This window comes from Myxosarcina sp. GI1, from assembly GCF_000756305.1.
Lineage (GTDB): Bacteria > Cyanobacteriota > Cyanobacteriia > Cyanobacteriales > Xenococcaceae > Myxosarcina.
Window position 1 is genome coordinate 1 of sequence record NZ_JRFE01000006.1, and the last position, 24,522, is coordinate 24,522.

The following is a 24,522-nucleotide window of genomic DNA, read 5'->3' on the forward strand; positions in this document are numbered from 1 at the left end:
AGGAAGATCTAATAGTACACCAAAAGGACTTTGTCTAATTAATTCGTTGGGATTGCCTTCACCACTTTGTTCAAAAGTACTAAAGTCGTAATCGGAGTTGGTATTGCTATTAGGAGCACCGCCGCCTAAAGGGTTTCCTCCGCCAGCACCGTCACCGAAAGGGTTTCCTCCAGCAGTAGAGTCTTCGCCACCCATTGTGGAGCTTTCGCCGCCATCGCCAGGGGCATCGCTGCCACCCATCGTGAGGGCTTCGTCACCTTTGCCTAGTGCAACATTACTAGAACCATTGCCAGCACCGCCACCAGTACCGCCACTCGGTAAAGAACTCGTACCAGATTCGCTCAAGCTTCCGTAAACCCCATCGATAATATTCTGACCTGCCGAATTGTCATTTCCAGGCAGTTCGCTATCGGCAGATGCTCCAACTACCCCGTCAAAGTCAAAAGTGTAGTTGGAATCGCTAGCAGATTCATCGCTAACCAGGGATACATTGCCGTCTGCATCTGTTTGTAAGTAGCGATCGGCATTACCAGTGATGTTTGAGTTATCTTTGTCTAAGTTAAAGCGGTTGCCGTTTATGCTGTTACCATCGCCAGCAACGCTATTACTGTTACCAGAGATATTGTTATTGTTACCGCTCGGACGATTGCCGTTGCCATTAACTTCGTTGTTATCTCCTGTGTTCCGATTACCATTACCGTTAGTAACAACATTGTTATCGCCAAAATTCCAGTTGCCGTTTCCAGAAGTGTTGTTACTGCTACCAAAATTCCAGTTACCGTTACCGTTAACAGTGTTTTGATTGCCAGTGGGATTTTTTGCCGTATCTGGTGTTTCATCTTCGCCAACTGGAGCTGGTGTAGTACCACCGCCAGCAAAAATTGGGTTATTGCCACCAAGTGCATCTGCTGGAATACCGCCTTCTTCGCCAACGCCTTGCGGATTGCCACCAGTGAGAGGATTATTTTCCCCTTCAAAAATGGAATTGAAGGGAGTACCGCTTTCTTTGTTTAGGTTCCAATTACCGTTTCCGTTAGTCTGATTGCCATCACCAAAATTCCAGTTGCCGTTACCTTCAGCTTGGTTGTCATTTCCGTAAAACCAGTTACCGTTGCCGTCAGCCTGGTTGTTGCTGCCAGAATTTTCTTCGGAATCGCCAATAAAATTGTTGCCATTACCGTTTTCGGTATTGTCAACACCAGTATCGATACCACTAAAATCGGCGTTCATCATCGAACCACCTCCACCAAACGAATTCTTTTCAACGCCGTCGGCAGTCTCATCAGCAACGTCATCGCTGTCAGTAAAAGGGCTACCGTCGGTATTGGGGTTGAAGGAATCGAAGGGATTATTGCTGTTGCTTTCAGGAGTGCTATCGCCTCCAGCACTCGGAACCGATGTTGGTTCGTTTATCGATCCGTTTAATGTTTCTTCCATAAGAAGTTTGAATTAAATGCCTGTATAAATAATCTTCAAAAAAAGCGATCGAGTTCCTGCCGATGCTAATTGCACCTCGCCGCACTGACAAAATGGCAAAACGCGATGGTTATGTCGATCGCGTAGCGAAGCCATTCCGTAGGCTTATCGTCCGAATATCTGTAAATACGACTGTGCGATCGGTAGCAGGTGACTACAAGCACTCTTTAGTTAAAAGCTCATTAACCCTGATTTTTCGTAAGTCAAGAATTTATCAGAACAATGACAATTTTGCTTCACAAGCAGCTTAAAAAATCTTATGTGAGGAAACAATGAATAATCTTTTGATTGAGATTTCTATTGTTTTGATTATTTGTATATAGCTTAAGCAATAAAAAACAGCAAAAATTATTGCTGCCTTATGTTGGATTTTGTGTTTTGCCGATATTAATTTGTTACAGAATGATAGAAATTTAAAAAATAAATCGCGCTTCTACCTAAAGACAGATTTTTGTTAGATAAATCAAATGAAATTTAAAAAATAAAACGTATCTAGCGATACAGAAGTTATAAAGCAACAAAATTGCCAACCCACCCTAAAGATTGTTCATTGAAGTGAATCTAAACTAATTGTTAAGTTGCAAGATATCTGCATTTGTCATTACTTTACTTTTGCAGTAACTGAAATGAATTTATCAATTCTACTCTAGTACTTCGGCTCTTGTAAAAAAACAATTGTCTTTAGGTCTTCATAACAGTATTAAAATTTTCTATGAATTTAAAATCCCATTGCTACACGACCCAAGGCGGCATTAATGTTTCTCGCTCTGCTGTTGAGATGCAAATGGACGATGCGATAGAATCCGTTCTCTCGTGTCTGGATTCTCAACGGGGAGGATTGTTAGCTAGTAGCTATGAATATCCTGGACGCTATAAACGGTGGGCAATTGGATTTGTCAATCCGCCCTTAGAACTGGCAACGCGAGATCGCAACTTTACCTTGAAAGCTCTTAACGAACGCGGCAGAGTTCTTTTGCCCTATTTAGCAGAGCGGCTTTATCTGCATCCGCAGCTTCAAGAGGTTTCAGTAGAAGAAGACCGTATTTTGGGTTCGATCGAGCAGGCAACTAAGTTTTTTGCCGAAGAGGAACGAAGTAAGCAACCTTCTGTGTTTAGTATTGTCCGCGAAATTTCTCAAGCCTTCTACAGCCATGAAGACGAGAATCTGGGTCTTTATGGAGCCTTTAGCTACGATTTAGTCTTTCAATTCGAGACGGTTGCCAAACATCGCGATCGCCCTGCCGATGGGCGAGATTTACTGCTATATCTGCCTGACGAGCTATTTGTTGTAGACTACTATCTTCAACAAACCTACCGATATCAGTACGAGTTTGCAACCAAACACGGTAGTACTCAAGGAATACCTCGTACTGGTGAGTTTATCGACTATCGAGGAAAGCGGTTAACCCCCGAACAAGAATCGGATTGCGTACCTGGGGAGTACGCTGAGAAGGTGAAAGAAGCTTTAGAATACTTCCGTCGTGGCGATCTATTTGAAGTCGTTCCGAGTCAAAACTTTTATAGTGCCTGCGTAGCCTCGCCTACAGATTTATTCCGTACTTTACAGCAAATCAATCCAAGTCCTTACGGCTTCTTGCTCAATTTGGGGGGAGAATACTTAATTGGTGCTTCTCCAGAAATGTTTGTGCGGGTAGAGGACAAATGCGTAGAAACCTGCCCGATTAGCGGTACAATTGCTCGCGGTTCCGATGCGATTGGCGATGCGGCTCAGATCTTTCAACTGCTCAACTCTCATAAAGACGCAGCCGAGCTAACGATGTGTACTGACGTAGACCGCAACGACAAATCGCGGATCTGTGAGCCAGGATCGGTACAAGTAACTGGTCGTCGTCTGATAGAGATGTACAGCCACCTGATTCACACCGTCGATCGCGTCGAAGGAATTCTTCGTCCTGAGTTCGATGCCCTGGATGCTTTTCTAACCCACACCTGGGCTGTCACTGTTACAGGCGCACCCAAACGCTCTGCCATGCAGTTTATTGAGAAACACGAACACAGCTCTCGACGTTGGTATGGCGGGGCTGTAGGCTATTTAGCTTTTAATGGCGATATGAATACAGGTCTAACCCTACGGACAATACGGCTTAAAGATTCAATTGCCGAAGTGCGGGTGGGAGCAACTGTTCTGTATGACTCAGATCCCGATGCTGAAGAACAGGAAACCCTGACCAAAGCGGCTGCGCTGTTTCAGACCCTTAACGAGGCCGGTCAGATTTACGAAACTGGAAAAATGACCAAAGCCAATATTAGTAGTGAATCCCCTCAGTCTTTAGTTCAAAAGCGAGTGCTGCTGATCGACTACGAAGACTCGTTCGTACACACTTTAGCTAACTACCTGCGTCAAGCTGGGGCGATTGTTACTACCCTGCGTCACGGTTTTCCCGAATCAGTGTTCGATCGCGAAACTTTCGATCTTGTCGTTTTCTCGCCTGGTCCTGGCAAACCAAGTGACTTTGGCGTTCCCGAAACCGTCATGAGCTGCGTCCGTCGCGAACTGCCAATTTTCGGCGTTTGTTTGGGTCTACAAGGCATTGTTGAAGCGTTTGGAGGCGAACTGGATATTCTAGATTATCCCCAGCACGGCAAGACATCTCTTATTGACATTGTTGAAGATTCGCCACTTTTTGACAACGTTCCCAAGTCTTTTGAGGTCGGTCGATATCACTCGCTGTTTGCCAAAAAAGACCGTTTGCCAGACCAACTAAAAATAACAGCAATGTCGGAAGATGGCGTAATTATGGCAATCGAACACCAAACTCAGGCGATCGCCGCCGTTCAGTTCCACCCAGAGTCGATTATGACCCTGGCAAATGGAGTTGGCTTGTCAATTATTGAGAACGTGATTCAAAACTACGCTAAATCCATACCAACCAAGGCGGCTGTATCTGTTGCCTAATTCAACAATGAACAATGAGCAACGAATATTGAACATTGAAAAAATGCAAAATGCTAAATAGTTGAATGAAACGATCGAATCGCGTCACATCCTCGGAAAATAAGAGTTAACTAATCGTACCAATGACTTCAATTTCTCAACGCTTTCAAATATTGCGATCGCGCCAGCAGTGCGCTCTTATTCCTTTTATCACGGCAGGAGATCCAGACCTGGAAACGACAGCAGAGGCACTACAGGTACTGGATCGTAACGGTGCCGATGCGATCGAGTTGGGGGTTCCCTACTCAGACCCCCTAGCCGATGGACCCGTGATTCAAGCGGCGGCTACCCGCGCTCTAAAAAAAGGGGTTAATCTCGATCGGGTGCTAAAACTGGTAGATTCTGTTAGTCCCGACCTACAGGCACCGATAATTCTCTTTACTTACTACAACCCAATTCTGAACCGAGGCATCAAGCCGTTTATGGAGCGAATCTCCCAGGTGGGAGTGCGAGGACTAGTGGTTCCCGATCTCCCTGTCGATGAGTCTGACGAACTGTTAGAAACGGCTGCCAGCGTTGGCGTTGAAGTTATATTGTTGGTCGCTCCCACTTCTTCTAAGGAGCGGATTGAAAAGATTGCCCAAAAGTCTCAAGGATTTATCTATTTAGTAAGCGTTACGGGCGTTACGGGCGTGCGATCGCAAGTTCAGGGACGGGTTAAAAATTTACTAGAGCAGATGCGCCAAATGACTGATAAACCCATCGGCGTTGGCTTTGGTATCTCTGGTAGCGAACAGGCTCGTCAGGTAAAAGACTGGGGAGCCGATGGGGTCATTGCTGGTAGTGCTTTTGTCAAACGGTTGACTCAGGGGACACCAACTGAGGGATTGCAGGCGATCGAGTCTTTCTGTCGAGAACTAAAAGAGGCGATCGCGTCAGTAGAAGAAAAAGCCATTTCAGTTTAGTACCGCTACACGGAAGTAATAGGTAATAAGTATAAATTTAGAAAGTAAACAATGGTCAGTACGCAAGATATTCAAACAACACAATCCCGTCCCGATCCGATGGGTCGATTTGGACGGTTCGGTGGCAAGTACGTGCCAGAAACTCTGATGCCTGCTCTTGCCGAGCTAGAAACTGCTTTTAAGCAGTATCGCGACGAACCAGGCTTTCAAGCAGAATTACAAAATTTGCTGCGAGATTACGTCGGTCGTCCCAGTCCTCTCTACTTTGCCCAGCGACTCACCGCTCACTACACTAAACCAGACGGTAGCGGACCACAAATCTATCTCAAGCGCGAAGACTTAAACCACACGGGCGCGCACAAGATCAACAATGCCATAGCTCAGGTGCTTCTCGCCAAGCGTATGGGCAAACAGCGCATTATTGCCGAAACGGGAGCGGGACAGCACGGAGTAGCTACCGCTACCGCCTGTGCTCGCTTTGGGTTAGAGTGTATCGTCTACATGGGCATCCACGACATGGAACGCCAGGCACTCAACGTATTTCGCATGAAGCTAATGGGCGCGACCGTTGCTCCTGTAGAGGCAGGGACGGGAACCCTTAAGGATGCTACTTCAGAAGCAATCCGCGACTGGGTAACAAACGTAGAGAACACACACTACATTCTGGGCTCTGTTGCTGGACCGCACCCCTATCCCCAGCTAGTTCGAGATTTTCACGCCCCGATCGGTACGGAAACCCGCGCTCAGGCGAAAGAAAAATGGGACGGACTGCCAGACATTCTATTAGCCTGCGTCGGCGGCGGTTCCAATGCGATCGGACTCTTTCACGAGTTTGTTAACGAACCGTCAGTGCGTCTCATTGGCGTTGAGGCAGCAGGGGAAGGCGTTGAAACTGAAAAGCACGCCGCTACCTTAACCAGAGGACGAGTTGGCGTTTTGCATGGTGCTATGAGCTACCTACTACAAAGCGATGAGGGGCAGGTAATCGAGGCGCATTCAATTAGTGCTGGACTAGATTACCCAGGCGTTGGACCAGAACATAGTTATTTAAAAGATAGCGGACGCGCTAAGTACTATAGCGTTACCGACAAACAGGCTCTAGAAGCTTTTGAACGCTTGTCTAAATTAGAGGGAATTATTCCAGCTTTAGAAACGGCTCACGCCTTTGCTTATCTAGAAACTCTCTGTCCGCAGTTAGAAGGAAATCCTCGAATTGTAATTAACTGTTCGGGACGCGGGGACAAAGACGTACAGACTGTTGCTAAATTCTGGAACAGTGAACAATGAACATTGAGCAATGAACAATGAGCAGTGAACAATGATAAATGAATTATGGTAGAAACTCCCGTTGCCCAAAAGCAATCATCAACGTCTGTCTCCTTCCTCTGGTCGAGTTTGCTGCAACAATTGCTAGCTGGACAATCGCTTTCGGTTGACCAAGCGACTGATTTGATGCAGGGCTGGCTGACAGAATCAATTCCTCCCGTCCTATCGGGGGCTATTCTAGCGGCGTTTCAGGCAAAAGATGTATCGGATCGAGAACTGATAGGCATGGTTCGGGTTTTGCAGTCTCAATCAGTACAACTCCAAGACTTTTTAACAAATACTTCAACCCTAATCGATACCTGCGGTACTGGAGGAGATGGAGCATCAACCTTTAATATTTCTACAGCGGTTGCTTTTGTAGCGGCTGCGACTGGGCTGAAGGTAGCCAAACACGGCAATCGCTCCGCGTCGAGTCAAACTGGTTCGGCAGATGTCCTAGAAGCTCTGGGAGTGAATCTGAGGGCGGAACCAACCAAGGTTCAGAGGGCAGTGAACGAGGTCGGCATTACTTTTCTGTTTGCTCCTGGCTGGCATCCTGCCCTGAAAGCCGTTGCTACCCTGCGAAAAACCCTCAAAATACGCACGATTTTTAATTTGCTTGGTCCCCTCGTCAATCCTTTACAGCCTACGGGACAAGTAATTGGAGTAAGCGATCCTACATTAATAAAAACTTTTGCCGAAGTTTTATCTCAATTGGGAACTAGAGCGGTCGTCGTTCGCGCCCGAGAAGGATTAGATGAGGCAGGATTGGCAGATATTAACGATTTGGCGATCGCCAGCGACAAGGTGAGCTTAATTGAATTAAACCCCAAAGAACTTGGCATTAAAACTGCTCCTACGTCTGCACTACGAGGTGGCAACGTGCGAGAAAATGCAGATATTTTAAGGGCGGTGCTTCAAGGTAGCGGCACTCAGGCACAGCAAGATGTCGTTGCTTTAAACGCTGCTTTAGCACTTTTTGTTGGCGAAGCCATTGGCGAAGAACCTAGTCTCGATAATTTTGCACGGGGTTTTGCCCTGGCTAGAGAAGTGCTGCAAAGCGGAGAAGCCTGGAGAAAGTTAGAAGAACTGGCTCAATTTCTTCGGTAGCGGTGTGTTCCCCTAAAGAATTCTTTAGTTGCTCATGAGAAAAAGCTAAGAAAACAAATTATATCAATAGATTGAAGTGGGTTAAAGCCACTGTACATAACCAATAAACCAAGAGGAATCTAAACATGATCGTTGTTGTTAAATCTGGTACGCCAGAACAAGAAATCAATCGAATTTGCTTAGAGCTGAGTACCACCTGGAGGATAACTCCAGAAAAAATCGCTGGCAAGCATAAAGTCGTCATTGGCATGATTGGCGATACGGCGGATCTCGACCCGCTACTGGTGCAAGAAGTAAGTCCTTGGATAGAACAAGTTCTGCGAGTCGAAAAACCCTTCAAGCGAGTCAGCCGAGAATATCGTCACGGCGAGGCGAGTGAAGTTACTGTGTCTACGCCCAACGGTGCTGTTACCTTTGGGGAGAATCAACCCGTTGTACTAATAGCTGGTCCCTGCTCGGTAGAAAACGAGACGATGATTGTAGAAACGGCACAGCGAGTCAAGGCAGCAGGAGCTAAGTTCCTTCGCGGTGGAGCTTACAAGCCTCGTACGTCGCCTTACTCCTTCCAGGGTCACGGCGAAAGTGCCTTGGCATTACTGGCTGCAGCGCGAGAAGCGACGGGACTGGGAATAATTACCGAGGTAATGGATACAGCCGATCTCGACAAGGTCGCAGAGATAGCCGACATTCTGCAAATTGGTGCCAGAAATATGCAGAACTTCTCGCTACTTAAAAAGGTAGGAGCGCAAGATAAACCAGTAATGCTCAAGCGCGGTATGGCTGCCACCATCGATGACTGGCTGATGGCTGCTGAATACATTCTGGCTGCTGGTAATACCAACGTCATTTTATGCGAGCGCGGTATTCGCACTTTCGATCGCAGCTATACTCGCAATACTTTAGATCTTTCTGTCGTGCCAGTACTGCGCTCTTTAACTCACCTGCCAATCGCGATCGATCCCAGCCACGGTACGGGGGTATGTGCGTTAGTTCCGACGATGGCAAAAGGGGCGATCGCTGTGGGAACAGATGCTCTGATGATTGAGGTTCACCCCAACCCTGCTAAAGCTCTGTCTGACGGACCCCAATGTCTGACTCCCGAACGCTTCGAGCGTCTGTCTCAGGAACTGGCTATTGTTGCTAAAGCGGTAGGTCGCTGGCAACAACCTGCCATAGCGCATGTTTAATATTTTTGAGCAATTAATTATTAGCGAACAGTTATCAGCGAGCAGTAAATTGTTCCCTGCTACTTGTTTTCTGTCAATTGTTCGGTGCTCATTGTTCACTGTTCAAAAGAGGTAATTTCAGTGTCAGAAACTCTAGAGCAAATCGATCGCAAATTGATCGAGCTGCTGGGCAAAAGAATTTCTTGTTTATCGCGTTCTCAACAGAATGATTGTGGCAATCGCGTAGAGATTGCTAGTTTGCTCGCTCGATCTGGCATTCCTGAATTTGTTTGGCAAAACCTAACCATCAACTGTGCTGCCGCTAGCACTGCTACCTCTTCGTCTCTTCCCATCAAACAACGGCGAGTGACAGTAATTGGCGGAGGCGGTCAGATGGGACGCTTTTTCGTCGAGCAGCTATCATCGTCAGGTCATCATGTAGATATTCTCGGACGGCATGATTGGGGCAATGCTCGACAGCTATTAGGAAAAGCAGACTTAGTTATAGTTAGTGTTCCTATAGAACAGACAGTATCGATTATCGAACAAACGGCTCGATACCTTAATAATTCCACTGTACTGGCAGACGTTACCAGTATTAAAACGCCCATAGTACAGGCAATGCTCGATCGCCACCCAGGTCCAGTACTTGGCTTGCATCCCATGTTCGGTCCGAGAACTGACTCATTTTTATCGCAAAATGTGGTGGTTTGTCCCAGTCGGCAGCAGCAAGCCTATCAGTGGTTTTTAGATTTTATTGTCAATAGAGGTGGCAAACTAATCTGGTGTACGCCCCAAGAACACGACCGAATGATGGCAATTGTGCAGGCAGTCAGACACTTTTCTACCTTTAGCCTTGGTGCTTTCTTAGCAGAAGAAGGAATCGATCTGTCTCGTACTTTAAAATTTGCTAGCCCACTCTATCGAATGCAGCTCGATCTAGTTGGTCGCTTGTTTACTCAGGATGCATCCCTGTATCTGAATGTGATGTTACCAGGAGAGCGTCCCCAAGTAATTAATCGATTAGCCGCTACCTACAACCGCCTGGCGGAACTAGTAGAAAAAAGCGATCGCGCTGCTTTAACTAGAGAGTTTGAGGTTGCCTGTAGTTTCTTCGAGCAAGAAACCTGTCGCGCTTTAGAGGAAAGTAACTATATGATTGATAGTTTGAGCCGTCTTTTAGCTGCCAACGAAACTGTAGCAAAAGCGGATAAAGCTTTATTAGATGAACGGAATTCTATTTTTCCTGCCGCTAGTTGAAAAATTTATCTATCGGCATCTATATAAGTCTTTTGCATAATGCCAACAGACATTGTTTGTGTAAAGGATGAGAGACAATAATATTATTTCTGAAGCTGTATTTAGAGTAGTTTTCAACAACGTATTTGAATATGCAGAACCTGCGTTGCTTTTGAAGATATGGCTTTTCAAAGCAATATCTTCACGCTATTTTAATTTCCTAGCACTTCGTACTAAATCTGATTGGCAAAACATACTTTTTAGTGAGAGTTTTTTATTTGGCTTTAACGCCTCTTTATTTTACTTCTTTAATTCTGCCTTGTTTTTAGGTTTGAGTTGTTGTATCTAAAAAAGATTTAGTATCACTAGTAAATGTAAACTTGTCTTTTAATAACCTTAAAATATGCTTATAATTTAAAGTTGCTAGCTGCCGATCTGATGTGTATCTAAATTTCCTATTTTTAAGTTGGCAGTTCTTTGCGTCCGTCGGTGTTGCGTTGAAGCAGTCCGGACTTCGTTCGCTTGGATGCCAGACTGCAGTTTCGCGCTTTCTAGCCAAGCTTCGATGTCGCCACTTCCTTGAAGTGCGGCGAAGACAAGGACATGGCGAATTCATTTCGCCACCGTAAGTTGTCCGCTTGCTTTGAGGTGGGGGTTACAGGCTTTTGAAATCACAAAGTTTGCGGCGCATTAGCGTCAAGTTTCAAAAGACAGCCTCTTGGCTTCTTGCGGAGGAAACCAAACGATCCTCGTGACGCTAGTACAGGGACTATCGCCCCAAGCCATCGAAGACGGCTCGTGCAGTAACTGCTGTTGGCGTATCCTTATAGAAAAAGAAAAGTACCCTTTAGGGGGTCTGACCCCTCTTCTCACTCAGTCTCAACTAGTAAATTAAAGGCGCAATAGCCTATACAGTTGCCTGGGTAAAGAGTTATTAACCTCTAAACACTTGATTTGTAAATTTTTTTTACTAAAATTTTATAATCTTAAAATTGTGTAAGCTGTTTGGGAAATATTAAGACTATATGTAAGACTATATGCAATCTTTAACTATTACAAACATGAAACGGGTTGGTGCAGAAAATGATTTTGATAATTTATATACGTTAGAGCAAATGGTTTCAGCCAATTCTGGCTGGAAGGTCGTTTACAACATAAACGAAAAATACTTTATTGAAGATATTATAGCCTACGCACTAATTAGAAACGGTTCTTATTGCGAATTAATTCCTCTCACTCCCCAAGAATTACATCTCTCTCAGTCTCTACAAGAATATGTCTTAAAGGATGGCTATGTTGGTTTGATTACTCCTGATAACGAGTTAGTAGTCAACGAACATACTGTGGAGGATATTAAACATCTAAACGTTCGAGCTATTAAAGAAGCCTTGAAAAAAAACAGAGTTAAATTGGATTAATTTAAGTCTTAGGTTTTCAATTCTGCCTAGTACCTCTTTTCATCTAACGCTTATGATGTTCTATGCTTCTTTCTCCATTCTTGAGGAGTTGTTCCTTGATATTGACGAAACTGGCGGAAGAAGTGACAAGTATTTTGATAGCCGACTGCCGTAGCGATTTGTTCTACTGATTGCTTAGTAGTGCGCAGTAAGAAAAGCGCTTCTGCCATACGACGTTCGATAATCCAGCGGTTTACCGTACGCCCTGTTTCTAGCTTGACTCTATTTGTTAAATAGGCGGGAGAATAACCTACTGCCTTAGCTACATCGCACAAAGTAATTCCGTTATTGTAGTTAACTTCAATAAACTCGAATACTTTGCCAAGCTCTGGAATATTCGGAAAAAATAGCTCGGTTTCGCGTTCAGAAACTGTAGAAACGACTGAAACTACTGAAGGCTGGCAATTAGCAGAGTAGTAACGCTGTAAGATAGCTTGTTTCTCTAGTCGAGCCGAAACCGCTTCTAATAACTCTTCTACAGTGGAAGGCTTAGTAAGATAATCATCGGCTCCTAGGGTCATTCCCTGACGACGCTCGGCTTTCCCTATTTTAGCAGTAATAAAAATAAAAGGAATAGTCGCAGTCGTAACATCTTGGCGTAGCTGGCTCAAAACCCCATAGCCGTCAACTTTTGGCATAACTATGTCGCAAAGCACCAAATTAGGAAAATGTTGTCTTGCTAGTTCGATGCCAGCTAGACCATCTTCAGCCGCGAGAGTTTGAAATCCCTCAGCTTCTAAACAGTCCCGAAACATATCGCGGGTACGCGCCTCGTCTTCAATGACTAAAATTTTTGACATAAGTTCGCCTTTAATTTTTTTGTGTGGATGTGAAATAAAGTAAGTTTTGCTTGTCTAAAAATAATTACAGAGCCGACGCATAGCGACATTAACTTAAAATAATAGAAGAATTTTATTAAATTTTGTTTAAAAATTTTCAGAAAACCACTTAACCTTGGTAAGCCTAAAGCTTGTAGAGTTAGAAAAAACTTATCGTTACAGTGGCAATAATTACATCTATCTTGGGATAGTAATATGCTATTTGTATGTATCTATCTATACTTTTGTTCTGGTAAACTGAATAAAATACTCTCAACAAAGTAAGTAAAAACAAAGCCAGAAAAATTGTCATGTATTGATTATGTACTGTGCTACTTTAATAAAGGCTTGTATTGCGCTACTAAAATAAGTTAAATTAATTTATAAATCTTTACAATAAAATGAGCCGTGGTAACTTTTTATGAAATTTCGTCCCTATTTTTATTTACTCCCCCCATTTCTTTTTTTGTCCCATACTGAGTGTACGTTTTCGTGCAGAGATGCTCCCTAATATATGTGCATACTTAAACTCGTCCATTCAAATCAAAATTATTGTTTAAGTTTGCTCGATACAAACTTTGAAGTGATGAGATTTGCTGAAAGACTCAACTCATGCTGAATTTACTATCGGGTTATTGAAATAACTGCGGCTGGAATCAAACTAGTCAAAAGCTACCTTCTTTAAATTAATGATGCCTGAATCTCCGAAGCTTCGAGAAGAAGAACCGTTTTTCTCTAGATACCTTGTCAATCACCTTCCAGATGCGGTCTTTTGTTTAGGAGCGGACGCTCGCTTCCTCTATCTCAATGATGCTGCCTGCCGCCTACTTGAATATTCTCGCCAGGAACTGCTATCTATGAAGCTGTCGGACATAGACCCAGACTGCTCGCAAAAGACTTGGTTAGAGCAATGGCAATCTCTCAAGCAGCAAAGTTCTCTTGTTATTCAATCTCGACATCGAACTCGAAGCGGTAAACTCTTGCCAGTAGAGCTTATTCTTACCTATGTAAGAAATCGAGACCAGGACTTTAGCTGTGCTTTTGTTCGTAGAGTAGAAAAGACGCAACCTACTCAAGATGGAAATTTGTTCGATCGCAATGGTAGCATCAATAATCTTTACCAGGAGATTTCTCAACTCACAGAGACAGAATCCCAACTGGCAAAAACTTTGTCTTTAGTACGTGGAACCCTCGATTCGACTGCCTATGGAACTGTTGCTGTCAGTGATAAAGGAGAAGTTCTAGGTCACAATCAAAAATTTTTAGAGATGTGGCAAATTCCCGACTCGTTGGTTTTATCAAAAGACTCTGAGGAATGCCAAAACTTTTTCGCTCGCCAGCTTAAAAATCCAGAAGTTTTTCGCCGTTCTGTTTGGGAGATTTCTAGAGAATCTGAGGCTGAAACCTTTGACATTCTTGAGTTAAAGGACGGTAGAGTGTTCGCGCAATACTCCAATCCCCAGCGACTGGGCGACAAAATCATCGGTAGAGTCTGGAGTATTTGGGATCTTACCGAACTCAAACAGCAAACCGAAGAAGAACTACAAAAAAACCAAGATAAGATAGAGACTGTTCGGGCGGTAGAAGAAGCCAAGCAGCTGAGCGAACTGCGATCGCGCTTTCTCTCTATGCTTTGCCATCAATTTCGTTCCTCATTAAACATTATTTCATTCTCTAATAGTTTATTAAAACGCTACGTAAATAGATGGACTGATGACAAAAAGCTACCTTATCTCAATAATATTCAAACGGCGGTCGAACAGATCGCCGAACTGTTAGATGAGGTAGTGTTTTTTGGCAAGTCAGAAGTCGGACAAATTGAGTTTGAGCCAAATCACATCGATCTAGCTGACTTTTGTCGAGAGCTAGCAGCACAGATAGAACCAATAAGCGACGACAAGCAACAAAACATTGAATTTACTAGTTGTGGTAACTGCAAAGCGGTTTGGATCGATAAAAACATGTTGCATCATATTCTTACCAACCTACTCTCGAATGCAATTAAGTATTCTCCCAACGGCAGCAAAATTAAGTTTGAAGTGTTTTGCGATCGCCAACAAGCAGTTATTAAGGTCAAGGATAAGGGAATTGGTATTTCAGCAATAGACCAGCAACGACTATTCGACCCTTTTTTTCGCGGCAGCAACGTTGACAATATACCAGGTAATGGCTTAGGTTTGTCGATCGCCAAAAATCTTGCCGAAATCCACGGTGGCAAGATCGAGGTAGAAAGCAAACTTGGGATAGGTACTACGTTTTCACTTACTCTAGCAGCCAGGAGTTTGGAAGATGGGAAACAGATAGCAGAGCAGTCTCGCTCTAACAACTAGTGGTTTGTCAATGCAGAGGGGCAGGGAGCAGGGTGTAGGGGAGACTGCGTGATGAGGAGACTTAGAGACTTGGGGATTTCACTTCTTTTAGAGAGATCGCTCCCTGGCAAAGCGATGCTCCCTGTCTGGTTATCCCTTATTAATTTATTCTAAAACTCCAGGTTGGTAATCCAGGCAGACTGATAGGGCTGAAGTACGAAGCGATCGTTAATATCTTCAATTATTCTGCCGCTAAGAAGATCGTGCCAGGGATCGATGCAAATTAGATTGATGTCAGTAAGCTGTAGTTCTTGAGTGCGATCGCTCAAATTATTAATACAGAAAATACTCTGGTCGCGATAGATACTCTGTCGCCAGAAAGCAAACAGCGAGGGATTCATTGGATGTAAGGTGTACTGGGTGGCATTGGGATGAAAGGCAGGCTGACGACGGCGTATTTGAATACGTTGTGACATTTCTTTCATCACAATTGCTTGAGGTGATTTGGGATCTTTAAGCTTTGCTTCCAACTCTTCATAGTTCCACTTGTAGCGATTGATCGAACGGTTATGCCCTGTTTCAGCTACTCCTGCATGATGGTTGGGAGTTGCCAAAAAACTGTGAATATAAAATGCGGGAACCCCTTCTAAAGCCATCATAATTGTTTGAGAACAGAGAAATCGCTCGATCTGCCATTCGTCCTCTCCTTTAGCAGTTCCCTTCATGGCATCAAACAGAGAAATATTAATTTCATAGGGGCTTTCTGTGCCGTCGGGCTTTCTTCTCATGCTAATTTTGCCCCCAAACTGCCGCATCATCTCTAGCATGGTTTTGTATTCGTTTTCAGTTAGTAGTCCTTCAGTAGGACGCAAACCAATACCATCGTGAGAAGCCGTAAAGTTGAAATAGGCACAACCCATTGGGGCGGGGGGCATACTCATCATCCAAGTTTTCAGGTGCTCGGACTTACCCTGTAATAGCGCATTGAGAATTAAAGGCGGTAAGCTAAAATTATAAATCATGTGCGCCTCGTCGCGATTGCCAAAATAGCTAAGATTTTCGCGGTTTGGCACATTGGTTTCGGTGATGATCGCAACATCGGGATTCAACATTTGAGTGATTTCCCGAAATAGTTTAATCAGGGCGTGAGTTTGGGGTAAATGGATGCAGTAAGTGCCGATACATTTCCATAAATACCCAACTGCATCGAGTCGAATATACTTCGCACCTTTTTGAACGTAAAAGAGAATAACTTTAATGACTTCAATTAAAACATCGGGATTTGAGAAGTTAAGGTCTACCTGATCGGCACTAAAGGTAGCCCAGACATATTTTTGACCTTGGGCAGTGTCTACTTTTACCAGTAATTCACTACTACGAGGACGTACTACCGTAGAAAGATCTGCTAGCGGATCTGCTTCAATAAAATAGTCACATCCTGGTTTTATTCCCTGTTTGAACTGCTCGAACCAAGTGCTTTGACTGGAAACGTGGTTGAGAACCAAATCTGCCATCAAATCGAATTTCTGAGCAATGGTTTCTACATCCTGCCAACTTCCTAGTTCGGGATTAACTTGCAAATAATCGATTACGGCAAATCCATCGTCAGAACTATAGGGACAAAAAGGCAAGATATGAACCCCTGTAATTGTGCCTTGTAAATTCTCTAAAAAACGATCTAAGGTGACTAACGGTTTTTCATCTGAGGCACAGACGCTATCCCCGTAAGTTATCATCACCACTTCATTCTGACTCCACTTTTCTAAATTTTCGGTTACAGAGTCGGAAAAGTGTTCTTGTAATAGGGAAAATATTTGCTCTACCAATCGTTCTACCGTTTGGCGATCCTCGTAAACTTTTCGCAACAAGGGTTCGATCTTTGTCGAAAAGTATTTAAAATCTTTGGTGGTTTGGGCTTGTTGTTGTGAGGTAAAGTGTTTAGACTTTTGCATAGATAAATTTTTTTTACATAGATCTGAACCTTACCAAAGTAAGTAATCAAAATTTGCCCGACAAAAATGTTCTATAAGAGCTTTTTTGTAGTTTTTCTACATCACAGACATGGTTTGGTAGCTCGTAATTTAACCAAACAAAAAGACTGAGGGGAATCCTATAAACATTCCATCACTCAGTCAAACCAGTTTTTCTAAAATTAAAATGTTCGTACCAAAATCGCTCTGGACTTTTTCCTATATCACTCGCGGTTAGAAACGATTATCAATGAGCGCACGATCGTTTAACATTTAACTTTTCAATGAACAGAGAACAATAAACAATAATGACTGAATAATTGCTCATTGCTCATTGCTCATTGCTCATTGCTCATTGCTCATTGTTCATTGATGAATTATTTCGTGCCAGAAGAATCTTTACCCATCAACACATCCCATGCTGCTTGAGCGGCTTCTTGCAGGCGATCGCCTAATTTATAAATTTCCTCAACAGTTTTTTCCCAGTTTTCCCGAGCATCTCTCTGAATAATTTCTACTGAATGTTCGATTCGTTTGGGATCTAGTAGTTCGTTTTGCTCGACTGCCTCTCTAGCACTGCGAACGGCATTTAGATAAGCATCCTGAGTTAGAGTTTGAGCATTTTCAATTTCCGACTGCGCCCGCATTCTAATTGCTTCTACTAAAGCTTTAGTTTCATCTTTTACTGCATCGTTTTCTCCAGCCATTTCTCTTTCTACAAGGGCATCGGTTTCGGGACTGACGGGAACGATGTCTGTTTCCATATTTTCAGCAGGTTTGTTGGTTTCATTCATAGTATTCGCTCCTATCTCGATATAGATGTATGTATTCTAATGATATTGAAATTAATTAAATTAATAGTTTGGTAGAAGATAGCATATTTATCGAAACGCGATCGCCTTAATGCTTTTCTTCGATACTAGCACGACTAGACTTCTTACACGAATCATTAATCTTGGTTGGGTATAAAGTCTAAAGTCTAAAGTCTAAAATTAGTATCGAAAAAGTATATTTATGCAAGAAGTCTAATAAAAGATTTCCTATATCTCTAAGCTTTAGTTTTAAAACCAAACGAGGTTTATGTAAATTTAACTACAATAAACCTCAAAACAGAAACGACGCGATCGCACCTTATCTAAAAACTGCGATCGCGCCGATAATTCAATTAACAACCAGATATAAAAAACAATTAGCCAATAAGCATCATCTCAAAAACATCATGACTGCCGCCACGAAGAACCGATTCGGTGTGAGTAGGACGATAACGCTTGCCTTGAATAGTTTCAATAGCACCGCACACTGCGCCCATACTATAGGTGCATTTGCGAGGGCTACCTTCTGGTTCTCCTGCCGAACAAACTGTTTCGTGAGTATAGACTTTTATTTTGTCGCCGTGATCTTCAATTTTATCTACTTTACAGAGACGAGTGCCGTTTTCACCTAAAGCATGGTCTAACTTGCTAGCTAGATCTTCTAATGAGGGATTAGCACCAGCTAAACCCAGTTCCGTAACTAAATTTTTACCTCTAGTACGTCCCGCAGAGATTAGGGCGATCGCCGTTGCTTTTTCACCCAAAGCCTCTTCCATGCCTGTAATTACGCCTTTAAAACAAACGATACTTATAAAACCACCTAATTTTTCTCTTTCGTACATTGATTTCTCCTTAAAAAATATAAATTTGGTTGAGGTTATTTTGTATTGAGTTAAATAAACTCAAAAAAAACTTAAGATTAATTGAAATAAAAAAGATAATTGCAGCTACGTTTCTGCTTTAGCTACGTGTTACTATCCCAACATTGGAGATAAATCTTTGACAATTTTCTTGATTTCTAAGAACAATATTCCTTGTTTTATTTCTTTAGAAGCTAATACTAATAAAACCGCATCTTCGCCGCAAGAAACCATTATGCCGTAGCCTTTTTCACCTTCAACTACAATGCGATCTATAACTCCTCTCGATAGTTCTCGTCCTATTCTTTCACCTAAAGAAAGCATCGCTGCCGACATAGCAGCAGTTCTTTCTTCGTCCATATCTTGAGGCAAAACAGAAGCGAGAGATAAACCATCGGGTGTTACCAATGCAGCCCCTTGGATATCAGGAGTAGCGGTAACAAATTTTTGTATTACTTCAGTCAACATTGATGCTTGTCCCATTTGTGTTTCTCCTTATAAATATTTCATACTAGATTGTTAGCTGTTACCAAAAAGATAAAAATGCCACGACTAAAGATATAAGTAGTGCAAAATTAACTAAGTCTTCTTGACTAAAACACTATTGTTTTGTAAAAAGCCTTAGTTCTAAGTTTCCCAATTTTGTAAAAAATCAATCAAAAGAAAATGTAAATTATTGCAACAAAATTAAAAATCAAAATCTAAGCGTTGCGCTTTAATCTAAGTGAATACTATGTATTAGACAATAGATTTTTTTGTGTTTAAGGTTAAATCGTAATTTATACTTAACCTATATGAAATTGCTGTTACATATGTACTAAAAATTAAAACCTTAGTACATACGATAAAATATTTACAATAATAAAAATCAAAAACGTTTTAATCTTTATTTATTTGCATCACAAAAGTAGTTATAATTGTTAATATTTAGTGCCATAATTACAATCAAAACAGTTAATGTACAGACTGAGTAGTTAGTTCAGAATAGCTGTTAGATCGATCGGCAGAAGCTGACATTAATTCCTCTAATAAAACTACTAAAGACTGAGCTACAGAAGCAGGATCTTCTGGATTTACTTGTACTATCGGAGGATAAGTTTCTCGATTAGAAAGACCTAAAGCCAAAACAATATCATCTGCTTGCCATGCACCTTCGCAGTCGGTATGAGTCAACCCAATAATCATTGGAATTTGAACTCTTTGATTTATAAAGTTAAGAATTTTTCGCGCCCCCCGAAAATCTTTAGGACGATGGGCTGCAACAAGCAGAATATAAGCCTGAGCTTGATTGATGACAATATCCCACATAAAATCAAAACGCGACTGACCGGGCGTACCATATAAATACACAAGCTGTTCGGGACTTAATGTCAGACGACCAAAATCAAAAGCAACAGTAGTATTTTGTTTTAAAGCTGCTGTCTCATCTGTAGCTCGACGGTCGGTATCGACCACTTCAATTTCACTAATAGTACGAATAAAAGTTGTTTTCCCCGCACCAACATTTCCTGTTATTGCAATTTTAAAAATTTCCATTAAAAATTATTCCTTAAAAAACCGAGCAAATTATTAACTAAAGATTTACTAACTTGAGATTTGTCTTTCGTTACTGTAGCTGCGCTGCTTCTTCCTGCAAAAGCAGGTTGCTTGGCAAATTGAGCAGCAGACGGCATATTAGTATTGCTCTTAACTACGGGTGTTTCTTCAACTAATCCCGCAAAAATCATCGATAGTGCAGTTTGCCGAACTTCTTCTAGCGAAATTCCTACTTTGCGAGCTACATCCTGTAGACTGGTAGAGCGATCGGCAACATTCCATAAATAACTCTCTAAAAAAACAAGCTGTACGTCTTGAGGAGGAGGGGTCAGTTGCTGTAAACCCATATCACCAGTAGGCATTTCGTCAGCAAAGCGCGACCAATCCGAAAACTTTCGCATTGCTTCTAGTGATATTACCGAGGCTTGTTTTTGTTTTCCAGTCATTTGTTGATAAGGAAATTGCTTACCATCACTAGGAATTTTATTATTAGAATCTAATTCTTCAAATTGAAAAAAAGCAGAGCTAATACTAAACAATTTATGAATCTTATTTATTTGCGATTCAAACAATGAATCGATTTTAGCTTTGGCGATCGCATTTTGCTCTATAAGACATTCGCCCAAAGCTTTGTTTGGAGGGCAATTATACTTAGCTTGCATTAAAAGCTTGCCTTTATCCCAGGAACTTTGTTCGATTTCTTCCGCAATCAAAGAGCGATCGTTTAAAGAATTAATAATAGATACAAAATTACCGCGATCGAACCAAAGTTCAAAGCTTCCTTTGAGATCGAACGAAGTATCTTTTGAATCTATATTAAATAACAATCTTCCCGATTTTTTTCCAAAATCGATAATTTGAAATAACTCTGGTAAAGAAAATGTCTCCAGAGAACCACTTATTGTCATATATAGTAGATAACTGATTGTGTTTAAATGTATATCAAGATCTTAATCCCTGATAAAATTAAGTCGCTACAGTGATTTTACTTAATAATCTAGTTTTGTAACAAAACGAAACTTTTTATATTTCATAATTGAAAATAATATTTTTTTAAATAGAAGAATATATTTTATTTTTTTATTAATAAAGACAAAAAAATAATTTTAATACTTTAAAGAGGGCAAGCCTTTTCTAACGATAACTGCCCTCTTTATTTTTTTACATTTCTGGTAAAAAGTAGTATTTGGTATTAATAAAAACGCCTTGTAGCGGTTTTAAAATTAATGAAGTACAAATATATACTTAGATTAAAAACCTAAAAATTTCTTTTCTTATAAGATGTACCTCACATAACTGAGAATTGCTGTAAATAAATTCATCTAATTTACAATCGCATATTTTCTAAACTGCTTCGGGGATTGTAACTACTAGCTTGACGAAGTTTTTGGTAATATTCTCTTTCTGAAGTAGTTAATTGTTTGGGGGTAACAATTTTCAACTTAACGATTAAATCGCTTCGTTTGCCTTTCCCATCTCGCCACCCTTTATTTCGTAGACGCAGAGATTGTCCTGAATCTACCCCAGAAGGCACTTTCAAAATCGCGCTACCATCAACAGTGGGAATTTTAATGTCTGCTCCTAAAACTGCTTCTTCGGGAGTAATGGGAATTTCGCTCACAATATTGCCACCTTCAAATTTAAATAGCGGATGGGGCTGTAGCTCGATAGTTAAATACAAATCTCCCCGTTGCTGTGAATAAGGACTAATGCTTCCTTTACCTGGTATCCTTAGTCTACTACCAGGTTTTGCACCAGAAGGAATCCTAACTTTAATAGTTTCTCTGTCTAACTGCAGGCGTTTTTGAGTACCGTTAAAGGCTTCTGAAAAAGTTAGAGTAATGCTAGCTTCGGTATCCGCAGCAGGTATATCTTGCTGAAAGCCACCACCGCCAAATACTTCTTCAAAACCACCAAAGTTTGAAAAACCTCGACTACCAGTACGATAAGTATAAGCATTTCGACCAGCAGCAGCTCCAGCAGCACCAAAGCGTCCTAAAAGTTCGTTAATAAAATCATCGAAACTACCGTATTGTCCAAAATCAACTCCAGCTGTACCCATTCCCGTTCCAGGTGAAGTTCCTGTAGCAGCTTGTTTCCAGTATTGACCAAACTGGTCGTATTTAGCCCGTTTTTCAGAGTCTGATAGCACCTCTTGTGCTTCATTAATATCTTTAAAACGCTGTTCTGCTTCCTTATCTCCTGGGTTAAGATCGGGGTGATATTTTCTGGCTAGTTTGCGGAAAGCCTTTTTAATTTCTTCTTGGGTAGCAGTTTTACTTACACCTAAAATTTGATAATAATCTTTAAAGTCGGTTGCTGGCATCTTGGCTTTTCCCTCCTGAGACAACTGACGCTCGAATGCGATCGGGTTTTGATTTGCTTTTGCCATAACCAAAAAGACCCGATCGCCAAATTATAATTTATGATATTTAATTACTCGCTCGATCGAGTAAATCGAATTGCTAAAGAATAGAAAATCAGCCAATATTGACTTTGACAACTTTGTTTTTTTCTTCTTCAGCTTTAGGTAGAGTTAAGTGCAAAATACCGTCTTGGTACTTGGCAGTTGCATTAGTATTTTGAATGCGGACTGGTAAAGGAATGACGCGGCTAAAGCTACCGTAACGAAATTCGCTTTTAGTCATGCCTTTTTCTTCTGTTTTAACTTCAGATTTACGTTCGCCGCTAATTGAAATAGCGTTAGCAGTAACTTGAAGATCGATATCTTTGGCATCCATCCCTGGAATTTCTAGTTTGAGATGAATTTCTTCTGCCGTTTCTTCCATTTCCGCAGCAGGAACAAAACCTGCCATTATTTCGTTATTTCGTGGTGCTAAACTGTCAAACAGACTGTTCATTTCTCTTTGCAAATCATTCATTTCCGAGAAAGGTTCCCAACGAATTAGAGCCATAGTTGTTACCTCCTAATTGCACTTTAAGCTTTCAAATTTCAACAAAAGATTTAATTTTTATGGTTTTGGCTTGTTTACCTCTGACTGATAAAACCGTAGTAGTTTAGCCGATGTTCACTTTGACTACTTTGTTTTTTTCTTCTTCAGCTTTGGGTAGAGTTAGATGCAAAATACCATCTTTGTATTCTGCGCTGACGTTGTTATTTTGAACGCGAACTTTTAAAGGAATTACGCGACGGAAGCTACCATAACGAAACTCGCTGCGCTTTTCACTTTCAGCGTTGGTTCTAGATACAGATTTACGTTCGCCACTAATAGCTACAGAATCAGCAGAAACTTGGATCTCGATATCTTTGGCATCCATCCCTGGAACTTCTAACTTGAGATGAATTGCATCGGGTGTTTCTGACATTTCGGCAGGAGGTAAAAATCCCGCTTCGCTGCCTCTTTGATTTGCTGTAGTCAGGCGATCGAAAAGACGGTTCATTTCTCTTTGTAAACTATCCATTTCTGAATAAGGTTGCCAACGAATTAAAGCCATATTTAATCCCTCCAAAAACTTAATTTTCTGGGTTTGAATTAGAGCGGAAAATAGTATTAATTAAAGTTAGCTGTAAGTCTTAATATTTATTTTGCTTACACTATTTAATATACAATTAGCACTAAAAAAGTAAGGTTCGGTTTTATCTCCACTGCGAGTTGAGATTTCCGCTATTAAGATTGAAAAAAAGCCTAATTTGTTGAAAAAAAGCCTAATTTGCGATCGCTTTATTCGATTAACAAGAGTTTCTCCTGGCGATCGCCTAACTGCACACATAAACCCGATGTGTAGACAACCAAAGTCGAGTAAATTTAAACGTTAAGAAGATAGCATAAAGTACTGGACATCCTGCCTCATGCCTTTTGCATCGCGGCGCATTCCCTTGCGTCTTTCGCCGAACAGCGCGTACGCAAGGGCGCGTGGCTTGAAACAGAGCCTAACGGCTCAAAGCCGCTTTGCGGCGTATGCGCGAACGGGGTCGGTTGTTTTAGTTTGATGCCAATCAAATCCACCTCGTTTTATGTCTTTGAAACTACATTCAATCCAAGAACGCATCGCATACCAGCTAGAATTGGCTTTTTGCGGAGCTAAATCAGTAACAATCAACCAAAGGTTGAGCATAATCTCTTTCCCAGCAAGCTAGTAGAGTGCAATCAATCGAATGTTTTTTGAAACAACGAAGCGGAACGGTTGGACTTTTTAACCAAGGAAACTATCGATATTTCTCTATTTACCCAAGAAATTTATAGCAAAATCTGCAAATTAGCTCAACGAAACTGGCAAATTGACGGTCGAAGACGAGGTACATTTTACGGCGAGCGCCAGCGTCTGACGCAAGCCATCATTAATTTGGCTCAAAATGCCGTCCAACATACTGAAGAAACCGATACTATTACTTTAGGTTCTAAAAGCAATTTTCAGACTGTTTCTTTCTGGATACAAGATACAGGAGTAGGTTTTAACCCCCAGGACAAAGAATTAATTTTCAAACGTTTTGGTCGTGCAGGTAAGAATCATCGCCATTCCCAAGGTCAGGGTTTGGGTTTATCCATCGTTCAAGCGATCGCCCAAGCCCATAAAGGACAAGTCGAAGCAATAGGTGAACTTAATTCAAGATAAACTAGTTGGACTTGAAGGAGGGGCAAAT

At 41.8% G+C, this 24,522-nt stretch carries 21 protein-coding genes and 1 pseudogene; 10 read left to right on the top strand and 12 right to left on the bottom strand.

Going from position 1 to position 24,522, the window contains the following annotated elements:
• Window positions 1-1,437 (bottom strand): annotated as a pseudogene (locus KV40_RS31720) (hypothetical protein); the annotation flags it as partial.
• A gap of 62 nt (window positions 1,438-1,499) precedes the next feature.
• On the opposite strand from KV40_RS31720, the gene KV40_RS01990 reads away from it, so the two are divergent.
• From KV40_RS01990 to KV40_RS02025, 8 genes are all read left to right on the top strand, one after another.
• Entirely contained in the window at window positions 1,500-1,727 is a 228-nt protein-coding gene (locus KV40_RS01990) for a hypothetical protein (RefSeq protein WP_036477498.1), read from the top strand.
• Between the two features lie 461 nt (window positions 1,728-2,188).
• The gene (locus KV40_RS01995) at window positions 2,189-4,393 is read left to right on the top strand and encodes an anthranilate synthase (protein WP_036477501.1); all 2,205 of its coding nucleotides are present in this window, start codon (window positions 2,189-2,191) and stop codon (window positions 4,391-4,393) included.
• A gap of 122 nt (window positions 4,394-4,515) precedes the next feature.
• A complete protein-coding gene (trpA, locus tag KV40_RS02000; RefSeq protein ID WP_036477504.1) occupies window positions 4,516-5,337 on the top strand; it encodes a tryptophan synthase subunit alpha in 822 nt (273 codons plus the stop codon).
• A 51-nt stretch (window positions 5,338-5,388) separates the two neighbouring features.
• A complete protein-coding gene (trpB, locus tag KV40_RS02005; RefSeq protein WP_036477507.1) occupies window positions 5,389-6,624 on the top strand; it encodes a tryptophan synthase subunit beta in 1,236 nt (411 codons plus the stop codon).
• A 45-nt stretch (window positions 6,625-6,669) separates the two neighbouring features.
• Window positions 6,670-7,752, top strand: a complete 1,083-nt coding sequence (trpD, locus tag KV40_RS02010; RefSeq protein ID WP_036477510.1) for an anthranilate phosphoribosyltransferase — start codon at window positions 6,670-6,672, stop codon at window positions 7,750-7,752.
• Window positions 7,753-7,877: 125 nt separating this feature from the next.
• The gene (aroF, locus tag KV40_RS02015; RefSeq protein WP_036477513.1) at window positions 7,878-8,939 is read left to right on the top strand and encodes a 3-deoxy-7-phosphoheptulonate synthase; all 1,062 of its coding nucleotides are present in this window, start codon (window positions 7,878-7,880) and stop codon (window positions 8,937-8,939) included.
• Window positions 8,940-9,059: 120 nt separating this feature from the next.
• Window positions 9,060-10,178, top strand: a complete 1,119-nt coding sequence (gene tyrA, locus KV40_RS02020; RefSeq protein ID WP_036477516.1) for a bifunctional chorismate mutase/prephenate dehydrogenase — start codon at window positions 9,060-9,062, stop codon at window positions 10,176-10,178.
• A gap of 1,016 nt (window positions 10,179-11,194) precedes the next feature.
• Window positions 11,195-11,575: a hypothetical protein gene (locus KV40_RS02025; RefSeq protein WP_216595497.1), complete on the top strand. Its 381-nt coding sequence runs from the start codon at window positions 11,195-11,197 to the stop codon at window positions 11,573-11,575.
• Between the two features lie 50 nt (window positions 11,576-11,625).
• On the opposite strand, the gene KV40_RS02030 is transcribed toward KV40_RS02025, so the two are convergent.
• Window positions 11,626-12,414: a response regulator gene (locus tag KV40_RS02030; RefSeq protein ID WP_036477519.1), complete on the bottom strand. Its 789-nt coding sequence runs from the start codon at window positions 12,412-12,414 to the stop codon at window positions 11,626-11,628.
• 707 nt (window positions 12,415-13,121) lie between these two features.
• On the opposite strand from KV40_RS02030, the gene KV40_RS02035 reads away from it, so the two are divergent.
• Window positions 13,122-14,762 carry a PAS domain-containing sensor histidine kinase gene (locus KV40_RS02035; protein WP_072013754.1) on the top strand — a complete coding sequence of 547 codons (1,641 nt, stop codon included), beginning with the start codon at window positions 13,122-13,124 and terminating at the stop codon, window positions 14,760-14,762.
• A gap of 149 nt (window positions 14,763-14,911) precedes the next feature.
• On the opposite strand, the gene KV40_RS02040 is transcribed toward KV40_RS02035, so the two are convergent.
• The 10 genes from KV40_RS02040 to KV40_RS34550 form a co-directional block, all read right to left on the bottom strand.
• Complete coding sequence (locus KV40_RS02040; RefSeq protein ID WP_036477522.1) at window positions 14,912-16,693, bottom strand: sugar phosphorylase; 1,782 nt, start codon at window positions 16,691-16,693, stop codon at window positions 14,912-14,914.
• A 395-nt stretch (window positions 16,694-17,088) separates the two neighbouring features.
• Window positions 17,089-17,505, bottom strand: a complete 417-nt coding sequence (locus KV40_RS02045; protein WP_036477526.1) for a hypothetical protein — start codon at window positions 17,503-17,505, stop codon at window positions 17,089-17,091.
• Between the two features lie 395 nt (window positions 17,506-17,900).
• A complete protein-coding gene (locus tag KV40_RS02050; RefSeq protein ID WP_036477527.1) occupies window positions 17,901-18,365 on the bottom strand; it encodes a hypothetical protein in 465 nt (154 codons plus the stop codon).
• A gap of 132 nt (window positions 18,366-18,497) precedes the next feature.
• On the bottom strand, window positions 18,498-18,866 hold the full coding sequence (locus KV40_RS02055; RefSeq protein ID WP_036477528.1) for a roadblock/LC7 domain-containing protein: 369 nt from the start codon (window positions 18,864-18,866) through the stop codon (window positions 18,498-18,500).
• A 471-nt stretch (window positions 18,867-19,337) separates the two neighbouring features.
• Window positions 19,338-19,919 carry an ATP/GTP-binding protein gene (locus KV40_RS02060; protein ID WP_052055270.1) on the bottom strand — a complete coding sequence of 194 codons (582 nt, stop codon included), beginning with the start codon at window positions 19,917-19,919 and terminating at the stop codon, window positions 19,338-19,340.
• On the bottom strand, window positions 19,919-20,827 hold the full coding sequence (locus KV40_RS02065; protein ID WP_036477529.1) for a DUF4388 domain-containing protein: 909 nt from the start codon (window positions 20,825-20,827) through the stop codon (window positions 19,919-19,921). The genes KV40_RS02060 and KV40_RS02065 overlap by 1 nt, the downstream gene beginning before the upstream one ends.
• A 419-nt stretch (window positions 20,828-21,246) precedes the next feature.
• The gene (locus KV40_RS02070; protein ID WP_036478033.1) at window positions 21,247-22,245 is read right to left on the bottom strand and encodes a DnaJ C-terminal domain-containing protein; all 999 of its coding nucleotides are present in this window, start codon (window positions 22,243-22,245) and stop codon (window positions 21,247-21,249) included.
• A 154-nt stretch (window positions 22,246-22,399) separates the two neighbouring features.
• Window positions 22,400-22,834, bottom strand: a complete 435-nt coding sequence (locus KV40_RS02075) for an Hsp20/alpha crystallin family protein (protein WP_036477531.1) — start codon at window positions 22,832-22,834, stop codon at window positions 22,400-22,402.
• A 103-nt stretch (window positions 22,835-22,937) separates the two neighbouring features.
• A complete protein-coding gene (locus KV40_RS02080) occupies window positions 22,938-23,375 on the bottom strand; it encodes an Hsp20/alpha crystallin family protein (protein WP_036477534.1) in 438 nt (145 codons plus the stop codon).
• 444 nt (window positions 23,376-23,819) lie between these two features.
• On the bottom strand, window positions 23,820-23,996 hold the full coding sequence (locus KV40_RS34550; RefSeq protein WP_156113910.1) for a hypothetical protein: 177 nt from the start codon (window positions 23,994-23,996) through the stop codon (window positions 23,820-23,822).
• A 69-nt stretch (window positions 23,997-24,065) separates the two neighbouring features.
• Here KV40_RS34550 and KV40_RS36890 point away from each other — a divergent pair, with 69 nt between their 5' ends.
• Complete coding sequence (locus KV40_RS36890) at window positions 24,066-24,494, top strand: ATP-binding protein (RefSeq protein WP_036477537.1); 429 nt, start codon at window positions 24,066-24,068, stop codon at window positions 24,492-24,494.
• The last annotated feature ends 28 nt before the right edge of the window (window positions 24,495-24,522 follow it).